We start from the raw sequence: 24,189 nt of genomic DNA, 5'->3' as shown, positions 1-24,189 counted from the left end.
AACTCCTGTGTAGTACGCTCACTACATTCCGAATCGAGGTGCATCGTGTTCACCATGACCGCGAGAGAGTTCAACCAGTCGGTCGCGCGTGCCCAACGCGTCGCCGACGATCAGCCCGTGATGATCACCCGGCGCGGCGAGCCGGCGTATGTCCTGCTCAACATCGCAGAGTACGAACGCCTCGCTCCGCCGGAGTCTCCGGAGGCGCCCCGCTCGATCCTCGACCTCATCGAGCCGCTCCCCGAAGACGCGGATCCCGAGGACCTCTTCGGCCAGATCATGGACGAGATCATCGCCGACCGGAAGAACGACTTCGGTCGTCCGCCGATCGAGTTCTGATCGATGTTCCTGCTCGACACGAACATCGTCTCCGAACTGCGGCGTCCGCGACCGCACCCGGGAGTCGCGAGGTGGTTCCGTTCGACGCCGAGGTCCTCGCTGCGAATCAGCGTCATCACCGACCTCGAGCTCGAGCGGTGGGTGCTGCTGTCTCGCCGGCGGGACCCCGTCGCCGCGACGTCGCTGAAGCGCTGGCTGGACTCGGTGAGGCGGGAGATGCCCGGCCCCGCGATCGACATCGGTGCAGACATCGCGCTGCTGGCGGCCGCGTTCCAGGTGCCGGATCGTCGTCGGCTCTCCGATGCGCTGATCGCCGCGACCGCCCTGCACCACGGCCTCACGCTCGTGACGCGGAACGTCAGGGACTTCGACATCCCCGGGCTGACGGTCCTGAATCCGTTCGAGGACTGAGCGCGTCGACTCACGCGGCGCGAGTACTCTCGAAGCGTGATCGAAGACATCAAGAAGCGTGCGCTGCACCGCACCAGCATCCTCGAGGGTCAGATGCGCGGCGTCGCGCGGATGATCGAGAACGAGGAGTACTGCATGGACATCATCACGCAGTCCCGCGCGATCCAGCGCTCCCTGGAGTCGCTCAACCGGTTGCTGCTCGAGAACCATCTGCGCACCCACGTGACGCACATGTTCGAGGAGGGCGGCGAGGAGCGCGACAAGGCCGTCGACGAGCTGCTGAAGGCGTTCGACTTCAGCAGCAAGTGACGTCCCGGCCGCGCTCGCCGCGGTGAGGAGCTATCGTCCTCCGCCGAACACCTCGCCCTCCATGGCGTCGTAGCCCTCGGCCTGCGGGTCGCCGTGCGATCCGCCCGACAGCGCGTACTCCTCCTCGGGGGAGAGCACGAGGCGGTGGCGGAAGAACAACCCGAATCCGAGCAGGATGATCACGTAGACGATGGCGATCGCGATGATCGCAGGACCGAACGTGGGGTTGAGCAGGAAGCCCACGAAGATCAACGCCGCGATCACGAGGGCGATCGCCGCGCCGGGTACGCCCCACGGGCTGCGATACGGGCGGTCGACGTTCGGGAACTTGCGGCGCAGGATGATGAACGACACGAGCTGCAGCCCGTAGGCGACGACAGCTCCCCACACCGCGATGTTGAGCACGATCGCGCCCGCGACGGTTCCCGCGCCCTCGGCGTCGAGCGCCGCCAGCACGTCGAGCACGATGAGCGCGATGAAGCCGATCGCCGCGCCGACGACGAGCGCGACCCACGGGGTCTGGCGCTTGCCGGTGAGCGAGAGGAAGCGCGGGTAGTACCCGGCGCGGGAGAGCGAGTACATGTTGCGGCCGTAGGCGAACATGATGCCCTGCAGCGAGGCGAGGAGGCCGATGAGCGCGAACAGGGCGAGCACGGCCGCGAGCTGGTCGCCGACGATCGCCCGGAACCCGTCGAGGAGCGGCTCGCCCGCCGTGCCGGTGGCCTCGGCGCCGATCACTCCGGTGTTGAGGAACAGCACGAGGAGGCCGGTGACGATGAGGGTGCCGCGCGCCCAGAATCCCGCCTTCGGGATGTCCTTCGTGGGGTTGTGCGACTCTTCTGCGGCGAGCGGGAGCTCCTCGATGCCGAGGAAGAACCACATGGCGAACGGCAGAGCGAACAGGATTGGGAGCACGCCGTGCGGCAGGAAGGTCGACTGCCCCTCATCGGGGACGATGTCCCACAGCGCATCCCAGCTGAACGCGCCGGAGAAGAGCGCCATCGCGGAGAACACGAGGATGATGCCGATCGAGATCACCGACACGACGATCGCGAAGCGGAACGAGATCGCGGCGCCGGCGGAGTTCAGGGCGATGAAGACGACGTAGAGGATGAGGTACCAGACCCATCCGGGCAGTTCGAGGCCGAGCAGCTCGCTCGTGATGCCGTTCGCATAGGACGCCGAGAAGTAGACGATCACGGCGGTCGTCGCGACGTACTCGATGGTCTCGGCCGCTCCCGTGACGAGACCGCCCCAGGGGCCCATCGCGGAGCGCGCGAAGGAGTAGGCGCCGCCGGTGTGCGGCATCGCGGCGGCCATCTCGCCGATCGCGAAGATCATGCCGTAGTACATGATCACGAGGATCACGAAGGCGATCAGCATCCCGCCGAAGCCGGCGAAGTCGATGCCGAAGTTCCATCCCGAGAAGTCGCCCGAGATGACCGCGGCGACCGCGAGGCCCCACAGACCCCAGACGCCGGCCGACCGCTTCAGCGTCCGTTTCTCGAAGTACTCGCTGCCGGCACGTGTATAGGTCGCCCCAGCGACCTTGCGGGACTCACTGCTCTGACCAGACATCCGTTCTCCGCTCGCTCGCGTGGGGGCGCCGGGTGCACCTTGCGGATGATTGTGACAGTCAATGGTGGTTTCGTCTACCTTTAAACGACGAGGTGATCTACTCTGAGGGCGAAGCCGGTCGGCCGATCGCTTCACCGCAGGAGAACGGAGCGTGGGATGTCGGGCAATCTGAGCATCGACCAGCTGGACGCCGGCATCGCCGCCGGTGAGATCGACACGGTGATCGTGGCCTTCGCGGATGCACAGGGCAGGCTCGTCGGAAAGCGCGTCTCGGCACGGCTGTTCCAGGAGGACATCCTGCATCACGGCGCAGAGGCCTGCGACTACCTGCTGTCCGTCGACGTCGACATGAACACGGTCGACGGCTACGCGATGTCCGGATGGGACCGCGGCTACGGCGACATGGTGCTGCGCCCCGACGCCGAGACGCTGCGACGCGTCCCCTGGCTCGAGGGCACCGCGCTCGTGATGGCCGACCTCGTCTGGCAGAACGGCGAACCCGTCGGGCCCTCGCCGCGGGCGATCCTCGATCGGCAGCGCGACCGTCTCGCCGAGCGGGGCTGGACCGCGTTCTCGGGCACCGAGCTGGAGTTCATCGTGTTCGACAACACGTACCGCGACGCGTGGGCGCGCAAGTACGAGGGGCTCACCCCCGCGACCGACTACAACGTCGACTACAACCTGCTCGCCTCGACGCGCCTCGAGCCGCTACTGCGCGACATCCGCAACAGCATGGACGGCGCCGGCATGTACTGCGAGGGCGTCAAGGGCGAGTGCAACCTCGGACAGCAGGAGATCGCGTTCCGCTACGCCGAGGTGCGCGAGACCGCCGACCAGCACGCGATCTACAAGAACGGCGCCAAGGAGATCGCGGGGAACCACGGTCAGGCCATCACGTTCATGGCCAAGTTCAACGAGCGCGAAGGCAACAGCTGCCACATCCACCTGTCGCTGCGCGCTGACGACGGCACGCCTGTCATGGCGGGAGACGGCGAGCACGGCTTCAGCCCGCTCATGGAGCACTGGATCGCCGGGATCCTCGCGACCCTCCGCGAGTTCACGCTGCTCTACGCGCCGAACATCAACTCGTACAAGCGCTTCGCGAAGGGCAGCTTCGCGCCCACCGGCGTCGCCTGGGGCATCGACAACCGCACCTGTGCGCTGCGCGTGGTCGGCCAGGGCTCCGCGCTGCGCGTCGAGAACCGGGTCCCCGGCGGCGACGTGAACCCGTACCTGGGGATCTCGGCGATCATCGCCGGGGGACTGCACGGCATCGAGAACGAGCTGCCGCTCCCGGAGCGCTTCACCGGCAACGCCTACGAGGACGCGGTCGACCACCTGCCGACCACCCTGCGCGAGGCGGCGCAGCTGTTCAGCGAGTCGACGATCGCCCGCCGGGCCTTCGGCGACGACGTCGTGGACCACTACCTCAACCAGGCGCGCATCGAGCTCGAGGCGTACGACGCCGCCGTCACCGACTGGGAGCGCATCCGTGGTTTCGAACGCCTCTGACCCCGCGCGCTCCGGCGCCCCGATCATCGGCATCACGACCTATCTGGAGCGTGCGCAGCAGGGGGTGTGGGACGTCCGCGCGGCGTTCCTCCCGGAGCAGTACCTCACCGGGGTGACCGCATCGGGCGGCATCGCGCTGCTGCTCCCGCCGCAGGACCCGGATGCCGCCGACGCGGCGATCGCGGGCCTGGACGGCCTCGTGCTCTCGGGAGGCGCCGACGTCGCGCCCGAGCTGTACGGCGACGCGCGGCATCCGCTCACCGATCCCGCCCGCACCGACCGCGACGCGTGGGAGATGGCGCTGTTCCAGGCGGCGGAGCGCCGTCGCATCCCCGTGCTCGCCATCTGCCGCGGGCTGCAGCTCGTGAACGTCGCACGCGGAGGCACGCTGCAGCAGCACCTGCCCGAGTCGCTCGGCACCGAGAAGTACCGGATCGGCGGCGGCGTGTTCGCCGAGAACGCGGTCGGGATCTCGGGCGACACGCCCTTCGCCGGCATCATCGGGGAGACCGAGGTCACCGTGCACAGCTACCACCACCAGGGGATCGACCGCCTCGGGGACGGCCTCGTCGCCGCCGCGCACTCCGACGACGGCCTCGTGCAGGCGTTCGTCGACACCGCCGACGGCCACGTCGTGGGCGTCCAGTGGCACCCCGAGGAGAACGCCGAGGACCGGCGTCTCTTCGCCGATCTCGTCTCGCAGGCCCGCGCGTTCGCCGCGGGCAGGAAGGAACTCACCCGATGAGCGCGTTCACCGTGATCAACCCCTCGACCGGAGCGGCCGTCCGCGAGATCGCCCGCGCCGACGTCGGCGAGACGGATGCCGCGATCGCGCGCGCCGTCGTCGCGCAGCGCCGCTGGGCCGCCCTGGCTCCCGTCGCGCGCGCCGATGCGCTGCGCTCGTTCGCGCGGGCGGTGGAGGGCGCCGCCGAGGAGCTCGCGCAGCTGGAGGTGCTGAACTCCGGCCACCCGATCGGCCAGGCGCGCTGGGAGGCCGCGCATGTCGCCCAGGTGCTCAACTACTACTCGGCCGATCCGGAGCGCCTCTCGGGTCGGCAGATCCCGGTCGCCGGCGGGCTCGACGTGACCTTCCACGACCCGTACGGCGTGGTCGGCGTGATCGTGCCGTGGAACTTCCCCATGACGATCGCGTCGTGGGCGTTCGCGCCCGCGCTCGCCGCAGGGAACGCCGTGGTCCTCAAGCCCGCGGAGCTCACACCGCTCACGGCGATCCGTCTCGGCGAGCTCGCGCTCGAGGCCGGCCTTCCCGCTGGTCTGTTCGAGGTCGTCACGGGCTCGGGCTCGGTCGTCGGGCAGCGCCTCGTGGAGCATCCGGACGTCCGCAAGGTCGTGTTCACCGGGTCGACCGAGGTGGGCATCGAGGTCGCGGCTGGATGCGCGCGTGCGCTCAAGCCGGTGACGCTCGAACTCGGCGGCAAGAGCGCGAACATCGTGTTCGACGACGCCGACCTCGAGAAGGCCGCGGCGGCCGTGCCCGGGTCGGTGTTCGACAACGCGGGCCAGGACTGCTGCGCCCGCAGTCGCCTGCTCGTGCAGCGCTCGGTGTACGACCGGTTCCTCGAGCTGCTCGAGCCGGCCGTGCGCGCGTGGCGCGTGGGAGACCCGTCGAGCGCCGACATCGACATGGGACCGCTCATCTCCGCCGGGCACCGGGACACGGTCTCGTCGTTCCTCGACGGCGCCGACATCGCCTTCCGCGGCACGGCGCCCGAGGGCGACGGCTTCTGGTTCGCGCCGGCCGTGGTGCTCGCGAACCCGGGCGACCGCATCGCGCAGCAGGAGGTGTTCGGACCGGTGGTGGCCGTGCTGCCGTTCGACGACGAGGCCGACGCGATCCGCCTCGCGAACGACACGGTCTACGGGCTCGCCGGCTCTCTGTGGACGCAGAACCTCGGTCGCGCGGTGCGTGTGGCCCGCGGCGTGCAGAGCGGGGTGCTGTCGGTGAACTCGCACTCCTCGGTGCGCTACGCCACGCCCTTCGGCGGCATGAAGGCGTCGGGGCTCGGGCGCGAGCTCGGACCCGACGCGGCCGAGCACTTCACCGAGACGAAGAACGTCTTCTTCGCGACCGACGACTGACCCCGGCATCCGCCTCGATCCACCCAGCAACGGAGACACCATGACCATCGATCTGACCCAGCGACTGAAGGACCGCGTCGCGATCATCACGGGAGGCGCGAGCGGCATCGGCTTCGCCACAGCGCAGCGCTTCGCCGCCGAAGGCGCGTTCGTCGTGATCGCCGACGTCGACCCGGCGACCGGCGAGAAGGCGGCCGCCGAGGTGGGCGGCGCGTTCCGCCCCGTCGACGTCGCGGACGAGGAGAAGGTGAACGCGCTGTTCGACGGTGTGGCCGCGGAGTTCGGGCGCATCGACATCGCGTTCAACAACGCCGGCATCTCGCCCGCCGACGACGACTCGATCGAGACCACCGAGCTTCCCGCGTGGGATCGCGTACAGGACGTGAACCTCAAGAGCGTGTACCTGTGCAGCCGCGCCGCGCTGCGGCACATGGTGCCCGCCGGCCGCGGGTCGATCATCAACACGGCGTCGTTCGTCGCCCTGCTCGGCTCGGCGACCTCGCAGATCAGCTACACGGCGTCGAAGGGCGGGGTGCTGGCGATGTCGCGCGAGCTCGGCGTGCAGTTCGCACGCCAGGGCGTGCGCGTCAACGCGCTGTGCCCCGGGCCGGTGAACACGCCGCTGCTGCAGGAGCTCTTCGCGAAGGACCCGGAGCGCGCGCAGCGTCGTCTGGTGCACGTGCCCATGGGGCGCTTCGCCGAGCCGTCCGAGCTCGCCGCCGCCGTCGCGTTCCTCGCCTCGGACGACTCCTCGTTCATCACGGCGAGCGCCTTCGTGGTCGACGGCGGCATCACGAACGCCTACGTCACGCCGCTGTGAGGCGTGCACATCGGGCGATGACAGGCTGAGAGCATGAGCGACCAGCATCCGGACGGCGACCTCGTCGAGGTGCGGAGGGCGGTGTACCGTCCGCTGCGGCGGGGCAACGCGCTGGAGGACGCGGTCTCCCGGCTCGTGCAGACCATCCGGCTCGGCGTCGTCGCTCCGGGGGAGTCGCTGCCCCCGGAGCGCGAGCTCGCCGCCTCCTTCGGGGTGAGCCGCGACACCGTGCGCGAGGCGATCCGCGAGCTCGCCGACACGGGGTACCTCGTGCCCAAGCGCGGTCGGTACGGCGGGACGTTCGTGGCGGACCCGCTGCCTCAGCCCTCGGATGCCGGAGCCGTGCCGCCCGCCGAGATCGACGACGTCCTGGGGCTCCGGCGCGTGCTCGAGACCGGCGCCGTGCGGGCGGCGGCGAACAGGTCGCTCGACGCCGCCACGCGGGCCGACCTGTGGGCGCGGCACGAGGCGGCGCTCCCCGCGGGTCCGGAGGAGTACCGACGTCTCGACACGCTGCTGCACCTCGCGATCGCCGAGGCCGCGGGCATCCCCTCGCTCGTGGCGCTGGTCGCCGAGAACCGGGCGTCGGTCAACGTCTGGCTCGACACCTTCCCGCTCATGCCTCGCAACATCCAGCACTCGGGGGAGCAGCACGAGCGCATCGTGGCCGCGATCCTCGCGGGCAGGCCGGATGCCGCCGAGGCGGCCATGAGCGACCACCTCGCCGGCTCCGAAGCCCCTGCTGCGCGGCTTCCTCGTCTGACGGGGCCGACCTAGCCTGCGGCGTGCTCGTCGGCGACGGAGAGCGCGTCGTCGAGCACGGCCAGGCCGCGCACGAGCTCGTCCTTCGTGATCACGAGCGGCGGCGCCACGTGCATCCGGTGGAAGTGCGTGAACGGCCAGACGCCGCCCTTCTTCGCGGCAGCGGCGAACGCGCCCATCGGCGCCGCATCCGCTCCGCTCGCGTTGAACGGCACGAGCGGCTCGCGCGTCTCCTGGTCGCGGACGAGCTCGACGGCCCAGAACAGTCCGCGTCCGCGCACCTCGCCGACGCTCGGGTGGCGCTCGGCCCACGACCGCAGCGTGGGCTCGACGATGCGCGCGCCGAGGTCGCGCACGCGCTCGAGGATGCCGTCGCGGCGGAACACCTCGAACGTGGCGACACCGGCCGCGCACGCGAGGGGGTGGCCCGAGTAGGTGAGCCCGCCCGCGAACGGCGTCGTGTCGAACGCCTTCGCGATCCGCTCGGAGATCACGACGCCGCCGAGCGGCACGTAGCCCGAGTTCACGCCCTTCGCGAAGGTGATGAGGTCGGGACGCGCGTCGAACGCGTCGACGCCGAACCACTCGCCCAGACGGCCGAATCCGACCATGACCTCGTCGGCGATGTAGACGATGCCGTAGCGGTCGCACAGCTCGCGCACGCCCTGCAGGTATCCGGGCGGAGGGACGAGCACGCCGTTCGTGCCGACCACGGTCTCGATGATGATCGCGGCGATCGTGTGCGGACCCTCGAGCTGGATCGTCTGCTCGAGGTGCGCGAGCGCGCGCTCCGACTCCTGCTCGATCGTCTCGGAGTGGAACGGGGAGCGGTACAGGTAGGGGCCGAAGAAGCGGACCGCGCCCGAGTCGACCGTGTCGTTCGCCCAGCGGCGGGGGTCGCCCGTGAGGGAGATCGCCGTCGAGGTCGACCCGTGGTAGCTGCGGTACATCGAGAGGACCTTACGGCGCCCCGTGGTCTGCCGCGCCATGCGCACGGCGTACTCGTTGGCCTCGGCGCCGCCGTTCGTGAAGAAGACCTTCTCCATGCCCTCGGGCGCGACCTCGACGATGAGGCGGGCGAGCTCGCCGCGCACGTCGTTCGCCATCGACGGCTGGATCGTCGCGAGGCGTCCGGCCTGCTGCTGGATCGCCGACACGAGGTCGGGATGCTGGTGCCCGAGGTTGAGGTTCACGAGCTGGCTCGAGAAGTCGAGGTAGGCGTTGCCGGCGTAGTCCCAGAACGTGGAGCCCTGACCCGCGGCGACGGGCAGCGGGTCGATCAGGCCTTGCGCGCTCCACGAGTGGAACACGTGGCCGCGGTCGTCGGCGCGCACCTGCGCCTCGGCCTCGGGGGCGGGAAGGGAGTGGACGGCGCCGTGGCGGTCGGTGAATCCGGTCATGATCTGTCTCCGATCTCCGGTCAGTGGTTGCTCGGGAAGCCGAGGTCGATCTGCGACGGCGTGTGGTCGGGCCAGCGGGTCGTGACCACCTTCGAGCGGGTGTAGAAGTGGATGGACTCGGGGCCGTAGATGTGCGAGTCGCCGAACAGGGAGTCCTTCCAGCCGCCGAACGAGTACGCGCCGATCGGCACCGGGATCGGAACGTTCACGCCGACCATGCCGACCTCGATGTCGAACTCGTACTGCCGGGCGGTGCCGCCGTCGCGCGTGAAGATCGCCGTGCCGTTGCCGTACGCGTTCGCGTTCACGAGCTCGACCGCCTCGGCGTAGGTCTCGACGCGCACGACGCCGAGCACCGGGCCGAAGATCTCGTCGTCGTACACCTTCATGCCCGGGGCGACGCGGTCGATCAGGCTCACCCCGACGAAGAACCCGTCGGAGTCGAACCGCTGCGTGGTGCCGTCGACGACGACCGTCGCGCCCTCCGCCGCGGCGCCCGTCACGTAGGAGGCGACGCGGTCGCGGTGCTCGCGCGTGATGAGCGGTCCCATCTCGCTCGCGGCCTCGGTGCCGGGGCCGATCGTCAGCCCCGCGATGCGGGTGGCGATCGCGGCGACGAGGTCGTCGGCCACGTCGCCGACCGCGACGAGCACCGAGACGGCCATGCAGCGCTCGCCCGCCGAGCCGTAGGCCGCGGACACGGCGGCGTCGGCCGCGGCGTCGATGTCGGCGTCCGGCATCACGACCATGTGGTTCTTGGCGCCGCCCAGAGCCTGCACGCGCTTGCCGGCGGCCGAGGCGCGCTGGTAGATCGATCGGGCGATCGGCGTCGAGCCGACGAAGCTCACGGCGTCCACACGCGGCGAGTCGAGCAGCGCGTCGACGGCCTCCTTGTCGCCGTGCACGACGTTGAGCACGCCCTCGGGGAGGCCGGCCTCGAGGAAGAGCTTCGCGAGCCAGACCGCGGCCGACGGGTCCTTCTCGCTGGGCTTGAGCACGACCGTGTTGCCGCACGCGATCGCGGAGGCGACCATCCAGAGCGGCACCATGACCGGGAAGTTGAAGGGGGTGATCGCGGCCACCACGCCGACGGGCTGCTTGACCGAGTGGACGTCGACCCCGCGCGCGACCTGCTCGCTGCGCTCGCCCTTGAGGAGGTGCACGAGCCCCGCCGCGAACTCGACGTTCTCGATGCCGCGGGACACCTCGCCGGCGGCATCCGAGAGAACCTTGCCGTGCTCGCTCGTGACGATCGCCGCGAGCTCCGGCGTGCGGTCCTTGAGCAGTTGGCGGAGGCGGAAGAAGACGTCGGCGCGCTTGATGACGCTCGTCTCCCGCCACGCGGGAAGGGCCGCGGCCGCGGCGGCGATCGCCTCATCGACTTCGGCGGTCGAGGCGAAGGCGACGTGCTTCGACACCCGGCCGGTGGCCGGGTCGAAGACCTCGCCGGTGCGGGCCGCCTCTGCGGTCTCGGATCCGTTGATGACGTGACGGACGATGTCCACGCTGCTCCTTGAAGGTCTGGCGGGATCGGACACTCTGACCGGCTCCCGCTACGCTGGTCTCATCCCATGTTCACAGAGGAAGAGGACGGATTCAGGTGGCAGACCGTCGCGAGTTCACGGATACTCGGACAGATCGTCCGGGAGGCGCCGTGTTCCTCTCCGTCGCCGAGGTGGTGGACACCCCCGCGATGCGCCGCGGGGAGCCCGAGATCGTCGTCGGCGGCGCGGCGCTGGACGCGGCGGTGCGCTGGGTGCACGTCTCCGACAGCCCCGGCGTGGCGCGCCTCCTCGACGGCGGGGAACTGCTGTTGACGACCGGCGCCGGGTGGCCCGACGACCCGCGCCAGCTGCGCGAGTTCGCCTCGCGGTTGAGCGGGGTGGGCATCGCGGGGATCGTGCTCGAACTCGGTGCGAGGCAGCCGACGGTGCCCGACGCGGTGGTCGACGTCTGCGCGCGAGAGGGGATCGCGCTCGTCGCTCTCACGCGCGAGGTGAAGTTCGTCGCCGTCACCGAGGCCGTGCACCATGCGCTGATCGCGGCGCAGACCGCGGCCCTGCGTGAGCGGCAGCACCTGCACGAGCTGTTCACCGCGCTCAGCCTGCAGGGGGCGCCGGCGGATGTGATCGTCGCCGAGACCGCCCGCGCGATCGACGCGCCCGTGCTGCTCGAGAACCTCGCCGGGGAGCTCATCGCCGCGGAGTACCGGGGGGAGCCGGTGCCGCGGGTCCTGGCGCAGCGAGCGACCGCGGAACGGGTGCCCGTCGCGGCGCGAGGCTCGCGCTGGGGGACTCTGCTGGCGCTGCCCGGCCCCGAATCGGCGGCCGGGCGCCTCACCGCGCTCGAACAGGGCGCGACGGCTCTCGCTTTCGGCTGCATCGCCGACGGCGGGGACGCGGAGTGGTCGTTGCTCGCGCAGCGCACCGTGATCGACGATCTGCTCGGTGCCCGGTTCGTGGATGCGGGCGACATCGACGCCCGTCTGCGCGCCGGCGGGTTCGAGCTGCGCGGGCGCCGCTGTCATGGGATGGTCGCCCGCGGCACCGGGTCGATCGGCGAGCTCGCGTATCGCGCCAGGCAGGCCGGCTTCGCGGTCGTGGCGGCCCGTGCGGGGGAGGACGACGTCACGCTGCTGTCGGCGCCGCCCTCGATCGAGCTCGACGACGCCACCGCGCTGCGCATCGCGGGCGCCGATCGTGCGGTGTTCCTCGGTCCGCCGGCCGACGACGTGCTCGGCCTGCTGGCGTCGCTCCGAGCCGCGCGCGACCTCGCGGACAGCGACCGCGCAGACGAGGGCGCCCGGGTACGCCGGGTCGGCGACCGGCCGCTCGAACGCCTGGTCGCCACGCTGCGCGACGACCACCGTCTGCACGAGCACAGCCAGCGGATGCTCGCCCCGCTCGTGCGATACGACGCCGAGCGACGGGGCGACCTGCTCGACGTGCTCGGCGCCCTGCTGGCGCATCCGGGGAACCGTTCGGCCGCCGCATCCGCGAGCCACCTGTCCCGCTCGGTCTTCTATCAGCGGCTCGCACTCATCGGCGATCTGCTCGAGGCCGACCTCGACGACGGCGAGACGCTCGCCGCCCTGCACCTCGCGCTCCTCGCCCGACGCCGCCTCACCTCCTGACCCACGGCGTCGACGGAAAAGAGAGGGAGGGAGCGGGAGGCAGAGAGTGCAGGGCTACAGGACGCCCTGCGCCTCGGTGAGCACGCCGCGGAGGATCTGACCGATCTCGCGGAACTCCGCGGGTCCGATGGTCAGGGGAGGAGCGAGCTGGATGACGGGGTCGCCGCGGTCGTCGGCGCGGCAGTACAGGCCGGCGTCGAACAGCGCGGACGAGAGGAAGCCGCGCAGCAGCCGCTCGGACTCGTCGTCGTCGAAGGTCTCCTTGGTCGCCTTGTCCTTCACGAGCTCGATGCCGAAGAAGTAGCCGTCGCCGCGCACATCGCCCACGAGGGGGAGGTCGAGCAGTGTCTCGAGCTCGGCGCGGAACAGGGGCGAGTTCTCCCGGACGTGGGCGTTCAGCCCCTCCTCGTCGAAGATCGCGAGGTTCTCCAGGGCCACCGCGGCCGACACCGGATGCCCGCCGAACGTGTACCCGTGCGGGAACGAGAGGTCTCCGTGCGAGAACGGCTCGTAGATGCGGTCGCTGACGACGGTCGCGCCGATCGGCGAGTAGCCGCTGGTCATGCCCTTGGCGCACGTGATCATGTCGGGCACGTAGCCGAGGCCCGTGCACGCGAACGTATGACCGAGGCGGCCGAACGCGCAGATGACCTCGTCGGACACGAGCAGCACGTCGTACCGGTCGCAGATCTCCCGCACGCGGGCGAAGTAGCCGGGAGGCGGTGGGAAGCATCCGCCCGAGTTCTGCACCGGCTCGAGGAACACCGCGGCGACCGTCTCCGGCCCCTCGAACAGGATCATCTCCTCGATGCGGTTCGCGGCCCAGAGCCCGAACGCCTCGAGGTCGTCGCTCGGTCCGCCCATCTCGGCGGCGCGGTAGAAGTTCGTGTTCGGCACCCGGAAGCCGCCGGGCGTCACGGGCTCGAACATCGCCTTCATGGCGGGGATGCCGGTGATCGCGAGCGCGCCCTGCGGAGTGCCGTGGTAGGCGACGGCGCGCGAGATGACCTTGTGCTTGGCGGGCTTGCCCTGCAGCTTCCAGTAGTGCTTCGCGAGCTTGAACGCGGTCTCCACGGCTTCGCCGCCGCCCGTCGAGAAGAACACGCGGTTGAGGTCGCCCGGCGCCTCGTCGGCGAGGCGGTCGGCGAGCTCGATCGCCGCGGGGTGCGCGTACGACCACAGCGGGAAGAACGACAGCTCGGAGGCCTGCGCGGCCGCGGCCTCGGCGAGCCGGCGGCGTCCGTGCCCCGCGTTCACCACGAACAGCCCGGCCAGGCCGTCGATGTACTCCTTGCCCTTGGCGTCCCAGATGCGGTGGCCCTCGCCCTTGACGATGATCGGGACGCCCGACTTCTCCATCGTCGACTGCCGCGTGAAGTGCATCCAGAGGTGGTCCTTGGCCATCGCCTGGAGCTCGGGCTCGGACGGGGTGGTGCGGTTCGTGCTCATCTGGTCCCCCAGTTGTAGAGCTGCTTCTGCAGCTTGGCGTAGATGAAGGTCTCGGTCGACAGCACGCCGTCGATCGGCCGGATGCTGTCGTTGATCAGCGCGAGGAGATCCTCGTCGTCCTCGCAGACGACCTCGGCGAGGATGTCGAAGGAGCCGACCGTGATCACGACGTAGTCGATCGCGGGGATCTCGGCGATCTCCTCGGCGACGACCCTGGTGTCACCGGAGACGCGGATGCCGATCATGGCCTGCCGGCGGAAGCCCAGCTGCATCGGATCGGTCACGGCGACGATCTGCATGACACCGGCGTCGGTGAGGCGCTGCACGCGCTGGCGCACGGCGGCCTCACTCAGTCCGACCGCCCGGCCGATGTCGGAGTACGACCGGCGGCCGTCCTCCTGGAGCAGCTCGACGATGGTCTTCGACACATCGTCCAGGACAGGATGCTTCTTCGACGACGGCATGATGCGATCTTCGCACCCGATCGGCCGCTCAGCAACCGATTTCGCAGATCCGCTGATTCAACGATTCGAAATCAGAGGTGCCGGCGGTCAGGGTTCGAGCGGTCCGAGCCATGCGCTCGCCGCGGTCGAGTGCGCCGACTCGGGATCGGACGGATGGAACGCGCCCGCGAGCACGTCGCGGTACAACCGGGAGAGCTCGTTCGCGGAGAAATAGGAGCCGCCGCCCGCCACGAGCATGGCCTGATCGACGACGTGCTTCGCCATCGTGATCGCGCGGTGCTTGACCCCCGAAAGCAGCGTGAACCAGCGGGCACCGTGGTCGGTGCTCTCGTCGACATCGCGCGCGAGGGCCGCGATCTGGGGCGGCAGGGCATCGTAGGCGAGGCCCATGTCCGCGACGCGCCAGCGGATGTCGGGGTCCTGGCTGTACGCGGCCCCCGACCTCTTGGACCGGCGCGTGTGCGCGGTCTGCACGGCGAGGTCGAGCGCCCGGCGGGCGATGCCCGTGTAGACGGAGGCGAGCAGGATCTCGAACACCGAGAAGATCCCGAACACGATGGGGTCGGGGTTCGGACCGGGGTCGATGCGGCGCACCACGTGGGCGGCATCCGCGGTCGCGCCGTGCAGGCGCGTCGTGCGGCTCTGCGTCGCGCGCATGCCGAGCGTGTCCCAGTCGTCGCCCGTGACGACCGCGTCGGTGCGCTGCACGAAGGCGAACACGAGCTTCGGGGCATCCGGGCTCGTCGTGTCGAGTCCGTGCAGCCCCAGCCGCGTCCACACGGGGGCGAGGGAGGTGAAGATCTTCGTCCCGGTGAAGGCGTAGCCTCCCTCCGGCGTGGGCTCGGCCGTCGTGTCGCTGCCGAACAGCACGAGGTCGTTGCCGCCCTCGCTGATGCCGAACGCGAAGACCTCCCCGGCGACCGCGCCGTCCTGCACGAACTCGAGTCCGGGGACGCCGCGATCGGAGAACACCTTCGCGACGCCCGTCCACACGAGGTGCATGTTGATCGCGAGGGCGGTCGCGGGCGCGGCCGTGGCGAGTCGCTGCTGCAGGACCGCGGCCTCCGCGAGGCCGAGTCCCGCGCCGCCCCGTTCGGAGGGGACGAGGATCGACAGGTAGCCGGCCTCGCGCAGCTCGGCGAGATCCTGCTCGGGGAAGGTGTTCTCGCGGTCGTGCATCGGCGCGCGCTCGCGGATCCGCTCCAGGAGGTCGTCGGGGAGGAAGGCCGAGGGATCGAACGCGGCGCGGGACGGGGTCATGCGAGCGCCTCCGTCAGATGCCGGATCGAGTCCTCGGGTCGGTCGCGGTGCAGCGAGTGCCCCGCTCCCTCCACCACGGACATCGTGATGAGCGGGTTCGCCGCGAGCACCGCGTCCGCGACCTCGCCCGTGAAGATGCTGTACACCGCGGGATCGGCGCCGATCACGTGGGTCGGGACCGTGAGGGCGGCGGCCTCGGCGGTGACGTCCCACGGCGTGTTCTGCACGCTCGTCTGCGCGACCGCCCAGGCGCTCGTGCGGTGCACCGCGTCGACCTTCAGCTCCCAGTCCTGCGGGTGCCAGTGCGGATGCTCTCGCTGCACCAGCTCCACCCGGTTGTCGGCGAACGCGCGCTCCTGGCTCTTCCGCACGATGGTCGCGTCGCGGCCGCTCACGAGGATCGCGGGGTCGAGCAGCACGAGTCGGCGCGTCCAGGCGGGGTCGGAGGCGGCAGCGACCGTCGCGGATGCGCCGCCGAGGGAGTGCCCGACCACGGCATCCCACTGGCCTCCTCCGTCGGGTCGCGTCGCCGCGAGGTCGGCGCCGTACGCCTGCACGCTGTAGTCGAGGGCGCGCGGTGCGTCTCCGTGGCCGCGCAGGTCGATCGCCGTGGCCCGCCATCCGTCGGCTGCGAGAGCATCGCCGAGACGCCACATCAGGGCACCCGACGAGCCGAGTCCGTGCACGAGGAGGACACGGCGGGAGGATGAGGGATCGCCCCAGGAGAGACGGGGGAGCGTGAGCGGCGCGGGCATGCCCTCAGCCTACGACCGCGCGGTCGCCCGGTACTCAGTCCAGCGGAGGAAGGTCTCCGTGGGTCGTGAGCACCCGGGCAGCGGCCGCATGACCGGCGGAGAGGCGCGTGGCGAGGTCGGCGCCGTCCAGCGTCGCGGCCAGGAAGCCCGAGGCGAAGGCGTCGCCCGCGCCGACGGGCTCGACGACCTCGACGCGCGGTGCCGGGACGAACACCGGCGCGTCGTCGCCGGCGTAGGCGGTCGCGCCGACGTCGCCGTCCTTGACGACGAGAAGTCCGCAGTGCGGCAGGTGCGCGCGCACGTCGTCGGCCGTCGCGGTGCCCCAGATGCGCTCGGCCTCGTCGCGCCCGACGAAGGCGATGTCCGCGGCATCCGCGAGGCGGGTCAGGGTCGCGGCGGCGTCCTCCCGGCTCCACAGCGCGCGGCGGTCGTTGACGTCGAACGACACGAGGGCTCCGGCGGCGCGTGCATCGACGTAGAGACGGTCGACCATGTCGCGGCACGAGGGCGAGAGCGCGGGCGTGATCCCGGTCGTGTGCACGATGCGGACGCCGTCGAGCCGCGCAGAGGAGAGGAACCCCGCGTCCATGCGGGAGGCGGCGGAGCCTCGGCGGTAGTAGTAGACCGACGAGGACTCCACGCCCGGGTCCTTGAACATCACGCCCGTCGGCGCGGTCTCGTCCGTCTCGACCCAGAGGTCGACGCCGCGCCGGGCGAGCTCGGTCGAGATGCGCGTGGCGATCGGATCGCTGCCGAGGCGCGACGCCCAGGCCGCGCGATGTCCGGCCGCCACGAGGCCGACCGCGACGTTGCCTTCGGCGCCGGCGATGCCGAGCGCGGCGCTCTCGGTCTCGGCCAGCGGTGCGCCGAGAGCGGTGACGAGCCCCATGGACTCGCCGACGCAGACGACGGCCACGCGCGACGACGCGTCGACGGGCAGCGGAGTGGAGGATGCAGTGCTCATGAGGGGGTGACCGCCAAGGGTTCGGTGTCGGGACGGGGAGCGGCGTCGCGATGACGCAGGTCGGGGAAGGAGCGGACGAAGACCACGGCGACGAGGAGGCCGGCCGCGGCGAAGATCGTGGCAGCGAGGTACGCGCCGCGCGGGTCGGTCGCGTCGACGAGGAAGCCGGCGACCGCGGATCCGGCGGCCGCGCCGATGAGCTGGCCGGTGCCGGTCCAGCCGAACGCCTCCGCCGTCTCGCTGAACTTCACGCTGGCGGAGGTGATCGCGAAGAGCACCGCCAGAGCGGGGGCGATGCCGATGCCGGCCACGATCAGGGTGCCGCCGAGCCAGAAGACGTTCAACGACACCATCGTGAGCGCGAGGCCCACCGTCACGATCAGCAGCCGACGTGCCATGGCCCAGGGGCCGATCGGGATGTGGCCGAAGGCGAGGCCCCCGGCGAGGCTGCCGACCGAGAACACCGCGAGCACGAGTCCCGCCGCGAGGCTGCCGTGCTCGAAGGTCGCGACGACGCCGACCTCGACCGCGGCGCACGCGCCGATCAGGAGGAACCCCACGACCGCGGCCAGCAGCACGGGCGGCTTCAGCACGACCGTGCCCAGCGCGCTGCGGCTGCGGGGGATGCGGACGCGCCCGACCTCGGGGGACGCGATGAACCAGGCGGCGCCGCCCACGAGGATGAGGGCGACGAGGAGGAGGCCCTCCGTCGTGCCCACCTGGGTCGACACGAGCGTGATGACGACGGGGGCGAGGACCCAGATGATCTCCTGCAGCGAGGCGTCGAGGGAGAAGAGGGGCGTGAGCTGACGGGAGTTCACGAGCTTGGGGTAGATGGTCCGCACCGCGGCCTGGACCGGGGGCGTGGAGAGTCCGGCGAGCAGGCCCAGCGCCATGTACCCGGGGACGATGAGGGGGAGCAGGCCGAGACCCAGGACGGCGAGCACGCACACCGCGCTCGTCAGGGTCAGGACGCGCCGCATGCCCCAGACGCCCATCCAGCGGCTCGTGATCGGTCCGGCGACGGCCTGGCCGACGCTCGTCGCGGCGAGCACGAGACCGGCGGAACCGTAGGATCCGGTCTGCTGCTCGACGTGCAGGAGGATCGCGAGGGACATCATGCCGCTGGGGAATCGCGCCGTCAGCTGAGCCGCGATCATGCGCCCCACGCCCGGCGTGCGAAGAAGGTCCCGGTATCCCGCCACGGGTCCACGTTAGCGGCACCCGTCGACCGCCGTCGGAGGGCCCTCCGCGCGACACGCCGCGACACGCCGGGACGACGTTTCCACAGAAAATCGGATGTCCGTGGCCGGCCGTAGCGTCGCACCTGTGGATGGATCTCTCCCAGCGTCCTCCCAGCCGCGATTTCCCGCGGTTCGAGACCTCGTCCGAAGGCCCTCGGCCTGTGGAAGAAACGGTGGAGAACCTGTGTTGTATCAGTGGAGAGCGGTGGAAAACTACACGGATGTAACTACTACCCCTTGTGGTCACCCCGAATGTCGGTCCCCATATGTAGTATTGAGTTCCCGGTGAGGGTCTACCGGAAAATGTCTGACGATGAGCAGGCCAGAGAGAGTTTGAGGGGAAGCGAAAAGATGTCGATCACGGTCTACACGAAGCCGTCCTGCGTTCAGTGCAACGCCACCTACCGCGCGCTCGACGCCAAGGGCATCGAGTACGAGATCCACGACCTGTCGGAGGACCCGGCGGCCCTGGAGCAGGTCAAGTCGCTCGGATACATGCAGGCACCGGTCGTCGTCACCGACGAGGACCACTGGTCGGGCTTCCGTCCCGACAAGATCGACGAGCTCGCCTCGCGACTGGCCTGACATCCCATGAGCGCCGTCGCGACCGCTGCGCCGCTCCTGGTCTACTTCTCCAGCGTGTCGGGCAACACCGCACGCTTCATCGAGAAGCTGGGTCTCCCCGCCCGGCGCATCCCGCTCCTCCGACAGGAGGAGGAACTCGTCATCGACGAGCCCTTCGTGCTGGTCACCCCCACCTACGGCGGGGGTGAGGGGCGCGGCGTCGAACGCGGCGCCGTGCCCAAGCAGGTGATCCGGTTCCTCAACGACGAGCGCAATCGGCGCCACATCCGCGGGGTCATCTCCGCGGGCAACACCAACTTCGGCGAGGCCTTCTGCCTCGCCGGTGACATCATCAGCCGCAAGTGCAAGGTGCCTCACTTGTATCGGCTCGAGATCTTCGGCACACAGGACGACGTGGATCGCGTGAGCGACGGATTGGAACGACGGTGGGCAACGCAGTTGAAGAGCACGCAGTGACCGACACGGTGGCTTTCAAGATGAACCCGGCGTACGAGGGGCTGGACTACCACGCCCTCAACGCCATGCTGAACCTGTACGACGCGAACGGGAAGATCCAGTTCGACGCCGACAAGCGCGCGGCGCGGGAGTACTTCCTGCAGCACGTCAACCAGAACACGGTCTTCTTCCACTCCCTCAAGGAGCGCCTCGACTACCTCGTCGAGAAGGAGTACTACGAGCCGGCCGTGATCGAGGCCTACTCGCACGAGTTCATCCAGAAGCTCAACGACCTCGCCTACTCGAAGAAGTTCCGCTTCGAGACGTTCCTCGGCGCGTTCAAGTACTACACGAGCTACACGCTCAAGACCTTCGACGGCAAGCGCTACCTCGAGCGCTTCGAGGACCGCGTCGTGATGACGGCCCTCGGGCTCGCCGACGGCGACGAGAAGCTCGCGGTCGCCCTCGTCGAGGAGATCATCTCGGGCCGCTTCCAGCCGGCGACCCCGACGTTCCTCAACGCCGGCAAGGCGCAGCGCGGCGAGCTCGTCAGCTGCTTCCTGCTGCGCATCGAGGACAACATGGAGTCGATCGCCCGCGGCATCAACTCCGCCCTGCAGCTCTCCAAGCGCGGCGGCGGCGTGGCGCTGCTGCTCTCGAACATCCGCGAGGCCGGTGCCCCGATCAAGCAGATCGAGAACCAGTCGTCCGGCATCATCCCCGTCATGAAGCTCCTCGAAGACAGCTTCAGCTACGCCAACCAGCTCGGCGCACGCCAGGGCGCCGGCGCGGTGTACCTCAACGCGCACCACCCGGACATCATGCGCTTCCTCGACACCAAGCGCGAGAACGCCGACGAGAAGATCCGCATCAAGACGCTGTCGCTCGGCGTCGTCGTGCCGGACATCACGTTCGAGCTCGCGAAGAACGGCGAGGACATGTACCTCTTCTCGCCGTACGACGTCGAGAAGGTCTACGGCGTCCCGTTCGGCGACATCTCGGTCACCGAGAAGTACCGCGAGATGGTCGACGACCCTCGTATCAAGAAGACGAAGATCAACGCGCGCGAGTTCTTCCAGACCATCGCCGAGATCCAGTTCGAGTCGGGCTACCCGTACGTCATGTTCGAGGACACGGTGAACAAGGCCAACCCGATCAAGGGCCGGATCAACATGTCCAACCTCTGCAGCGAGATCCTGCAGGTGAACACGCCGACCACGTACAACGACGACCTGTCGTACGACCAGATCGGCAAGGACATCTCCTGCAACCTCGGCTCGATGAACATCGCGCTGTCGATGGATGCCGACGACCTGGGCCAGACCGTCGAGACCGCGATCCGCGCGCTGAGCGCGGTCAGCGACCAGAGCCACATCCGCTCGGTGCGCTCGATCGAGGACGGCAACGACAAGTCGCACGCGATCGGCCTCGGTCAGATGAACCTGCACGGCTACCTCGCCCGCGAGCACGTCCACTACGGCTCGGAGGAGGGTGTCGACTTCACGAACATCTACTTCTACACCGTGCTGTTCCACGCGCTGCGCGCCTCGAACAACCTCGCGATCGAGCGCAAGCAGGCGTTCGAGGGCTTCGAGGACTCGACCTACGCGTCGGGGGAGTTCTTCGACAAGTACATCGACCAGGCCTGGGTGCCGGCGACCGAGAAGGTCAAGGAGCTCTTCGCAGGCAAGCACATCCCCACGCAGGCCGACTGGGTGGCGCTGAAGTCCTCCATTCAGGAGCACGGCATCTACAACCAGAACCTGCAGGCCGTGCCGCCGACCGGCTCGATCTCGTACATCAACAACTCGACGTCGTCGATCCACCCGATCGCGTCGAAGATCGAGATCCGCAAGGAAGGCAAGCTGGGTCGCGTGTACTACCCGGCCGCGTTCATGACGAACGACAACCTGGAGTACTACCAGGACGCGTACGAGATCGGCTACGAGAAGGTCATCGACACGTACGCCGCGGCCACGCAGCACGTCGACCAGGGCCTGTCGCTGACGCTGTTCTTCAAGGACACCGCCACCACGCGCGACATCAACAAGGCGCAGATCTACGCATGGCGCAAGGGCATCAAGACGATCTACTACATCCGTCTGCGTCAGCTGGCGCTCGAGGGCACCGACATGACCGAGTGCGTCTCGTGCATGCTCTGACCCGTCGCTGACCCGAGAAACGAAGAATCATGACTCCCAATCAATCGATCAAGCTGGTCGACAGCGTGCAGGCGATCAACTGGAACCGCATCATCGACGACAAGGACCTCGAGGTCTGGAACCGTCTGGTGAACAACTTCTGGCTGCCCGAGAAGGTGCCGCTGTCGAACGACATCCAGTCGTGGAACACGCTCACCGCCGAGGAGCAGCTGCTCACGATGCGCGTGTTCACGGGGCTGACGCTGCTCGACACGATCCAGGGCACGGTCGGCGCTGTCTCGCTCATCCCCGATGCGATCACCCCGCACGAGGAGGCCGTCTACACGAACATCGCGTTCATGGAGTCGGTGCACGCCAAGAGCTACTCCTCGATCTTCTCGACGCTCGCGTCGACCAAGGAGATCGACGAGGCGTTCCGCTGGTCCACGGAGAATCCGAACCTTCAGAAGAAGGCGCAGATCATCATGGACTACTACCAGGGCGACGACCCCCTGAAGCGCAAGATCGCCTCGACCCTGCTCGAGTCGTTCCTGTTCTACTCGGGCTTCTACCTGCCGATCTACTGGTCGTCGAAGGCCAAGCTCACGAACACGGCCGACCTCATCCGCCTCATCATCCGCGACGAGGCCGTGCACGGGTACTACATCGGGTACAAGTTCCAGAAGGGTCTCGAGAACGAGACCGAGGAGCGTCGTCAGGAGCTCAAGGACTACACGTTCAACCTGCTGTTCGAGCTCTACGACAACGAGGTGCAGTACACGCAGGACCTCTACGACGGCGTCGGCCTGACCGAGGACGTCAAGAAGTTCCTGCACTACAACGCCAACAAGGCCCTCATGAACCTGGGCTACGAGGCGATGTTCCCCGCGACCGTCACGAACGTGAACCCCGCGATCCTGTCGGCCCTCTCGCCGAACGCCGACGAGAACCACGACTTCTTCAGCGGCTCCGGCTCGTCCTACGTCATCGGCAAGGCCGAGGCCACGGAAGACGACGACTGGGACTTCTGAGTCGCTCTGTGCGGCGTCACACATTGCGGCGCGACCGCACGTTGAAGTTGGCGCACACCACAGGACCTGGTTCAGATTCTGCAGTTGGCGCAAGAGACCATTGAGAGTGGGGTGCAGGCAGATGGCAAACAGGCCGCACCCCACTCCGAAGGATCTCACCAGCTTCTGGCCGGATGAACCATCGTCAGACGCGGCCGGAGAGGCCGCTCGTCGATTCGTTGTGGTCCTGCGAGCGGCGATGGGGGAGAACAGCGTCCGCTCGGTTGCCGCCAACGCCGGCCTAGACGAAGGGTCTCTGAGACGCGTTCTCTCAGGGGATGCATGGCCGCACCTTCGAGCGATTGTTCTGTTGGAGCAGTCGCTCGGTATCCGCTTCCTCGCGTGATAGCAGGCGTCGTATGAGACAGCGCTGAAGGTGCTTTTTCTTCAATCGAAGTTGAGCCGGCGTGATTTATGTGCCGATTATCAACAGGTTCAGCGCTGGCTACGGGATCGCGGTCGTTTCTTAGCGGTCTGCGGACGTGACTTGCACGGCAAAGCCGTTCAAGTAGCGGCGAGCTGAGCGAGGTCGACCTGTTCGCTGCAGGCCGCGTGCGGGGCGACCCCACCGTCAAGGGTGATGCCTACAAGTGGTGATGTGAGCCGAGACGCCTTAGGTCAATCATTGCAGCCGCTTGTTTCGTTGATTTCCGCGATGACCTCACCGTTGGCGTTCAGCAACGATACGTTCACGTACGTGCACCCGCTCGAGCGGATCTGTTTGCTGTATGCGATGCCGTCGCTTGGAGCGTCGTCTTCCGCACTGGGAGTCAGTGCCCACAGCCAATCACCTGCCGGGCGCGCCACTTGAGTCAGCGTGCGGGTTCCGACGGCGACTCCCTCGACCTTGACCCACACGGTGTCGCATGCGGTCGAGTACTTCAGCAGCGCCGATGCCACGGGCGCGTTTGTCTGCGTGTCCGACATCGGCCATTGGGCCGATGTGACGGTGTCGCCAACGTCGGCGCAACCAGTTCGCTGCGGATCCGTGCCGTCGAGGTCAGCTGCAGGCAACCAACGCGGTACGACCAGAAGAGGGATGGAGAATGAGATCAAGAACAGTGTCATGAGCCCCACCGCCGTCCCACGCAATGCTGAGGTTGAGAGTCCTTTCCCTAGAGGCCGGTACACCTGATTCAGCCAGAGGAAGATCAGGAGAAGCGGGACGAGCGCTACAGCCCACCAGCCGCCGCCAAAGCTGATCATGAAGGCGCCGAACGCAACGTACGCCGCAACGACCGTGCCTACAACCGCGAAGATCGAGGTCCACTTTCGCTTCGAGTCGGCCATCAAGGGTTCCCTTCGGGCAGGGGACGAAGTCAAGCCAGGTGGTTCGACACGGTCGCGAACAGCCTGTCAGTTGAGCATACGATCACGTCGCCCTCTCGCGCCATGGACGGGTAGCGCTGGCGCTCGCTGTCGTGACATCCACGCGACGAAACCCGCAGACGGAGTTCC

At 68.9% G+C, this 24,189-nt stretch carries 22 protein-coding genes and 1 pseudogene; 13 read left to right on the top strand and 10 right to left on the bottom strand.

Going from position 1 to position 24,189, the window contains the following annotated elements:
- Positions 1 to 54: 54 nt before the first annotated feature.
- Genes ACIPY8_RS11755 through ACIPY8_RS11745 form a run of 3 tightly spaced genes read left to right on the top strand, consistent with a single transcriptional unit; the run spans position 55 to position 1,059 of the window.
- Positions 55 to 339, top strand: coding sequence for a type II toxin-antitoxin system prevent-host-death family antitoxin (locus tag ACIPY8_RS11755; protein ID WP_400818267.1), 285 nt, complete (start codon positions 55 to 57; stop codon positions 337 to 339).
- Positions 340 to 342: 3 nt separating this feature from the next.
- A complete protein-coding gene (locus tag ACIPY8_RS11750) occupies positions 343 to 750 on the top strand; it encodes a type II toxin-antitoxin system VapC family toxin (RefSeq protein ID WP_400818265.1) in 408 nt (135 codons plus the stop codon).
- A 36-nt stretch (positions 751 to 786) separates the two neighbouring features.
- Entirely contained in the window at positions 787 to 1,059 is a 273-nt protein-coding gene (locus ACIPY8_RS11745; RefSeq protein ID WP_363369888.1) for a metal-sensitive transcriptional regulator, read from the top strand.
- Between the two features lie 30 nt (positions 1,060 to 1,089).
- Here the strand turns inward: ACIPY8_RS11745 and ACIPY8_RS11740 are convergent, their stop codons facing one another.
- Positions 1,090 to 2,637, bottom strand: a complete 1,548-nt coding sequence (locus tag ACIPY8_RS11740; RefSeq protein WP_400818263.1) for an amino acid permease — start codon at positions 2,635 to 2,637, stop codon at positions 1,090 to 1,092.
- A 156-nt stretch (positions 2,638 to 2,793) separates the two neighbouring features.
- Between ACIPY8_RS11740 and ACIPY8_RS11735 the strand changes: the two genes are divergently transcribed.
- The 5 genes and pseudogenes from ACIPY8_RS11735 to ACIPY8_RS11715 all read left to right on the top strand — a co-directional run bounded on the left by ACIPY8_RS11735 (position 2,794) and on the right by ACIPY8_RS11715 (position 7,832).
- Complete coding sequence (locus ACIPY8_RS11735; RefSeq protein WP_400818261.1) at positions 2,794 to 4,149, top strand: glutamine synthetase family protein; 1,356 nt, start codon at positions 2,794 to 2,796, stop codon at positions 4,147 to 4,149.
- Positions 4,130 to 4,894 carry a gamma-glutamyl-gamma-aminobutyrate hydrolase family protein gene (locus tag ACIPY8_RS11730; RefSeq protein ID WP_400818259.1) on the top strand — a complete coding sequence of 255 codons (765 nt, stop codon included), beginning with the start codon at positions 4,130 to 4,132 and terminating at the stop codon, positions 4,892 to 4,894. Before ACIPY8_RS11735 ends, ACIPY8_RS11730 begins: the two co-directional genes overlap by 20 nt.
- Entirely contained in the window at positions 4,891 to 6,249 is a 1,359-nt protein-coding gene (locus ACIPY8_RS11725) for an aldehyde dehydrogenase family protein (protein ID WP_400818257.1), read from the top strand. Before ACIPY8_RS11730 ends, ACIPY8_RS11725 begins: the two co-directional genes overlap by 4 nt.
- Positions 6,250 to 6,289: 40 nt before the next feature.
- On the top strand, positions 6,290 to 7,069 hold the full coding sequence (locus ACIPY8_RS11720; protein WP_400818256.1) for a 3-oxoacyl-ACP reductase: 780 nt from the start codon (positions 6,290 to 6,292) through the stop codon (positions 7,067 to 7,069).
- A gap of 33 nt (positions 7,070 to 7,102) precedes the next feature.
- Positions 7,103 to 7,832: pseudogene (locus ACIPY8_RS11715) on the top strand (FadR/GntR family transcriptional regulator).
- 10 nt (positions 7,833 to 7,842) lie between these two features.
- Here ACIPY8_RS11715 and ACIPY8_RS11710 read toward each other — a convergent pair.
- Entirely contained in the window at positions 7,843 to 9,231 is a 1,389-nt protein-coding gene (locus ACIPY8_RS11710; protein WP_400818254.1) for an aspartate aminotransferase family protein, read from the bottom strand.
- 20 nt (positions 9,232 to 9,251) lie between these two features.
- The gene (locus ACIPY8_RS11705; protein WP_400818251.1) at positions 9,252 to 10,736 is read right to left on the bottom strand and encodes a CoA-acylating methylmalonate-semialdehyde dehydrogenase; all 1,485 of its coding nucleotides are present in this window, start codon (positions 10,734 to 10,736) and stop codon (positions 9,252 to 9,254) included.
- A 149-nt stretch (positions 10,737 to 10,885) separates the two neighbouring features.
- Between ACIPY8_RS11705 and ACIPY8_RS11700 the strand changes: the two genes are divergently transcribed.
- Positions 10,886 to 12,364 (top strand): PucR family transcriptional regulator ligand-binding domain-containing protein, encoded by a 1,479-nt coding sequence (locus ACIPY8_RS11700; RefSeq protein WP_400818249.1) that lies wholly within the window; start codon positions 10,886 to 10,888, stop codon positions 12,362 to 12,364.
- A 54-nt stretch (positions 12,365 to 12,418) separates the two neighbouring features.
- Here ACIPY8_RS11700 and ACIPY8_RS11695 read toward each other — a convergent pair whose 3' ends face one another.
- The 6 genes from ACIPY8_RS11695 to ACIPY8_RS11670 form a co-directional block, all read right to left on the bottom strand.
- Positions 12,419 to 13,813 (bottom strand): aspartate aminotransferase family protein, encoded by a 1,395-nt coding sequence (locus tag ACIPY8_RS11695; RefSeq protein WP_400818247.1) that lies wholly within the window; start codon positions 13,811 to 13,813, stop codon positions 12,419 to 12,421.
- Positions 13,810 to 14,277: an Lrp/AsnC family transcriptional regulator gene (locus tag ACIPY8_RS11690; RefSeq protein WP_400818245.1), complete on the bottom strand. Its 468-nt coding sequence runs from the start codon at positions 14,275 to 14,277 to the stop codon at positions 13,810 to 13,812. The genes ACIPY8_RS11695 and ACIPY8_RS11690 overlap by 4 nt, the downstream gene beginning before the upstream one ends.
- Before the next feature lie 87 nt (positions 14,278 to 14,364).
- Positions 14,365 to 15,537 (bottom strand): acyl-CoA dehydrogenase family protein, encoded by a 1,173-nt coding sequence (locus ACIPY8_RS11685; protein WP_400818242.1) that lies wholly within the window; start codon positions 15,535 to 15,537, stop codon positions 14,365 to 14,367.
- Positions 15,534 to 16,292, bottom strand: a complete 759-nt coding sequence (locus ACIPY8_RS11680; RefSeq protein WP_400818239.1) for an alpha/beta fold hydrolase — start codon at positions 16,290 to 16,292, stop codon at positions 15,534 to 15,536. The genes ACIPY8_RS11685 and ACIPY8_RS11680 overlap by 4 nt, the downstream gene beginning before the upstream one ends.
- Before the next feature lie 34 nt (positions 16,293 to 16,326).
- Positions 16,327 to 17,256, bottom strand: coding sequence for a sugar kinase (locus ACIPY8_RS11675; protein ID WP_400818237.1), 930 nt, complete (start codon positions 17,254 to 17,256; stop codon positions 16,327 to 16,329).
- Complete coding sequence (locus ACIPY8_RS11670) at positions 17,253 to 18,461, bottom strand: MFS transporter (protein ID WP_400818235.1); 1,209 nt, start codon at positions 18,459 to 18,461, stop codon at positions 17,253 to 17,255. Before ACIPY8_RS11670 ends, ACIPY8_RS11675 begins: the two co-directional genes overlap by 4 nt.
- A gap of 390 nt (positions 18,462 to 18,851) precedes the next feature.
- Here ACIPY8_RS11670 and nrdH point away from each other — a divergent pair, with 390 nt between their 5' ends.
- The 4 genes from nrdH to nrdF are packed head-to-tail and all read left to right on the top strand — an operon-like array spanning position 18,852 to position 22,692.
- Positions 18,852 to 19,085: a glutaredoxin-like protein NrdH gene (gene nrdH, locus ACIPY8_RS11665; RefSeq protein ID WP_067118559.1), complete on the top strand. Its 234-nt coding sequence runs from the start codon at positions 18,852 to 18,854 to the stop codon at positions 19,083 to 19,085.
- A gap of 6 nt (positions 19,086 to 19,091) precedes the next feature.
- On the top strand, positions 19,092 to 19,541 hold the full coding sequence (nrdI, locus tag ACIPY8_RS11660; protein ID WP_400818231.1) for a class Ib ribonucleoside-diphosphate reductase assembly flavoprotein NrdI: 450 nt from the start codon (positions 19,092 to 19,094) through the stop codon (positions 19,539 to 19,541).
- A 20-nt stretch (positions 19,542 to 19,561) separates the two neighbouring features.
- Positions 19,562 to 21,682: a class 1b ribonucleoside-diphosphate reductase subunit alpha gene (gene nrdE, locus ACIPY8_RS11655; protein ID WP_400820330.1), complete on the top strand. Its 2,121-nt coding sequence runs from the start codon at positions 19,562 to 19,564 to the stop codon at positions 21,680 to 21,682.
- Between the two features lie 29 nt (positions 21,683 to 21,711).
- Positions 21,712 to 22,692: a class 1b ribonucleoside-diphosphate reductase subunit beta gene (gene nrdF, locus ACIPY8_RS11650; RefSeq protein ID WP_400818229.1), complete on the top strand. Its 981-nt coding sequence runs from the start codon at positions 21,712 to 21,714 to the stop codon at positions 22,690 to 22,692.
- 657 nt (positions 22,693 to 23,349) lie between these two features.
- Here nrdF and ACIPY8_RS11645 read toward each other — a convergent pair.
- Positions 23,350 to 24,021, bottom strand: a complete 672-nt coding sequence (locus ACIPY8_RS11645) for a hypothetical protein (protein WP_400818227.1) — start codon at positions 24,019 to 24,021, stop codon at positions 23,350 to 23,352.
- Between the last annotated feature and the right edge of the window lie 168 nt (positions 24,022 to 24,189).

Source organism: Microbacterium sp. NPDC089696, assembly GCF_044749125.1.
Lineage (GTDB): Bacteria > Actinomycetota > Actinomycetes > Actinomycetales > Microbacteriaceae > Microbacterium.
The sequence above is the reverse complement of the archived record's forward strand: the minus strand, read 5'-3'. Positions and strand labels throughout refer to the sequence as shown.

Bases quoted from the DNA above. Each gene is read 5' to 3' on its own strand.
- ACIPY8_RS11755 (WP_400818267.1), top strand. From the start codon at position 55: ATGACCGCGAGAGAGTTCAACCAGTCGGTCGCGCGTGCCCAACGCGTC.
- ACIPY8_RS11750 (WP_400818265.1), top strand. From the start codon at position 343: ATGTTCCTGCTCGACACGAACATCGTCTCCGAACTGCGGCGTCCGCGA.
- ACIPY8_RS11740 (WP_400818263.1), bottom strand. From the start codon at position 2,637: ATGTCTGGTCAGAGCAGTGAGTCCCGCAAGGTCGCTGGGGCGACCTAT.
- ACIPY8_RS11735 (WP_400818261.1), top strand. From the start codon at position 2,794: ATGTCGGGCAATCTGAGCATCGACCAGCTGGACGCCGGCATCGCCGCC.
- ACIPY8_RS11725 (WP_400818257.1), top strand. From the start codon at position 4,891: ATGAGCGCGTTCACCGTGATCAACCCCTCGACCGGAGCGGCCGTCCGC.
- ACIPY8_RS11720 (WP_400818256.1), top strand. From the start codon at position 6,290: ATGACCATCGATCTGACCCAGCGACTGAAGGACCGCGTCGCGATCATC.
- ACIPY8_RS11710 (WP_400818254.1), bottom strand. From the start codon at position 9,231: ATGACCGGATTCACCGACCGCCACGGCGCCGTCCACTCCCTTCCCGCC.
- ACIPY8_RS11695 (WP_400818247.1), bottom strand. From the start codon at position 13,813: ATGAGCACGAACCGCACCACCCCGTCCGAGCCCGAGCTCCAGGCGATG.
- ACIPY8_RS11690 (WP_400818245.1), bottom strand. From the start codon at position 14,277: ATGCCGTCGTCGAAGAAGCATCCTGTCCTGGACGATGTGTCGAAGACC.
- ACIPY8_RS11685 (WP_400818242.1), bottom strand. From the start codon at position 15,537: ATGACCCCGTCCCGCGCCGCGTTCGATCCCTCGGCCTTCCTCCCCGAC.
- ACIPY8_RS11680 (WP_400818239.1), bottom strand. From the start codon at position 16,292: ATGCCCGCGCCGCTCACGCTCCCCCGTCTCTCCTGGGGCGATCCCTCA.
- ACIPY8_RS11675 (WP_400818237.1), bottom strand. From the start codon at position 17,256: ATGAGCACTGCATCCTCCACTCCGCTGCCCGTCGACGCGTCGTCGCGC.
- nrdH (WP_067118559.1), top strand. From the start codon at position 18,852: ATGTCGATCACGGTCTACACGAAGCCGTCCTGCGTTCAGTGCAACGCC.
- nrdI (WP_400818231.1), top strand. From the start codon at position 19,092: ATGAGCGCCGTCGCGACCGCTGCGCCGCTCCTGGTCTACTTCTCCAGC.
- nrdE (WP_400820330.1), top strand. From the start codon at position 19,562: ATGAACCCGGCGTACGAGGGGCTGGACTACCACGCCCTCAACGCCATG.
- nrdF (WP_400818229.1), top strand. From the start codon at position 21,712: ATGACTCCCAATCAATCGATCAAGCTGGTCGACAGCGTGCAGGCGATC.
- ACIPY8_RS11645 (WP_400818227.1), bottom strand. From the start codon at position 24,021: ATGGCCGACTCGAAGCGAAAGTGGACCTCGATCTTCGCGGTTGTAGGC.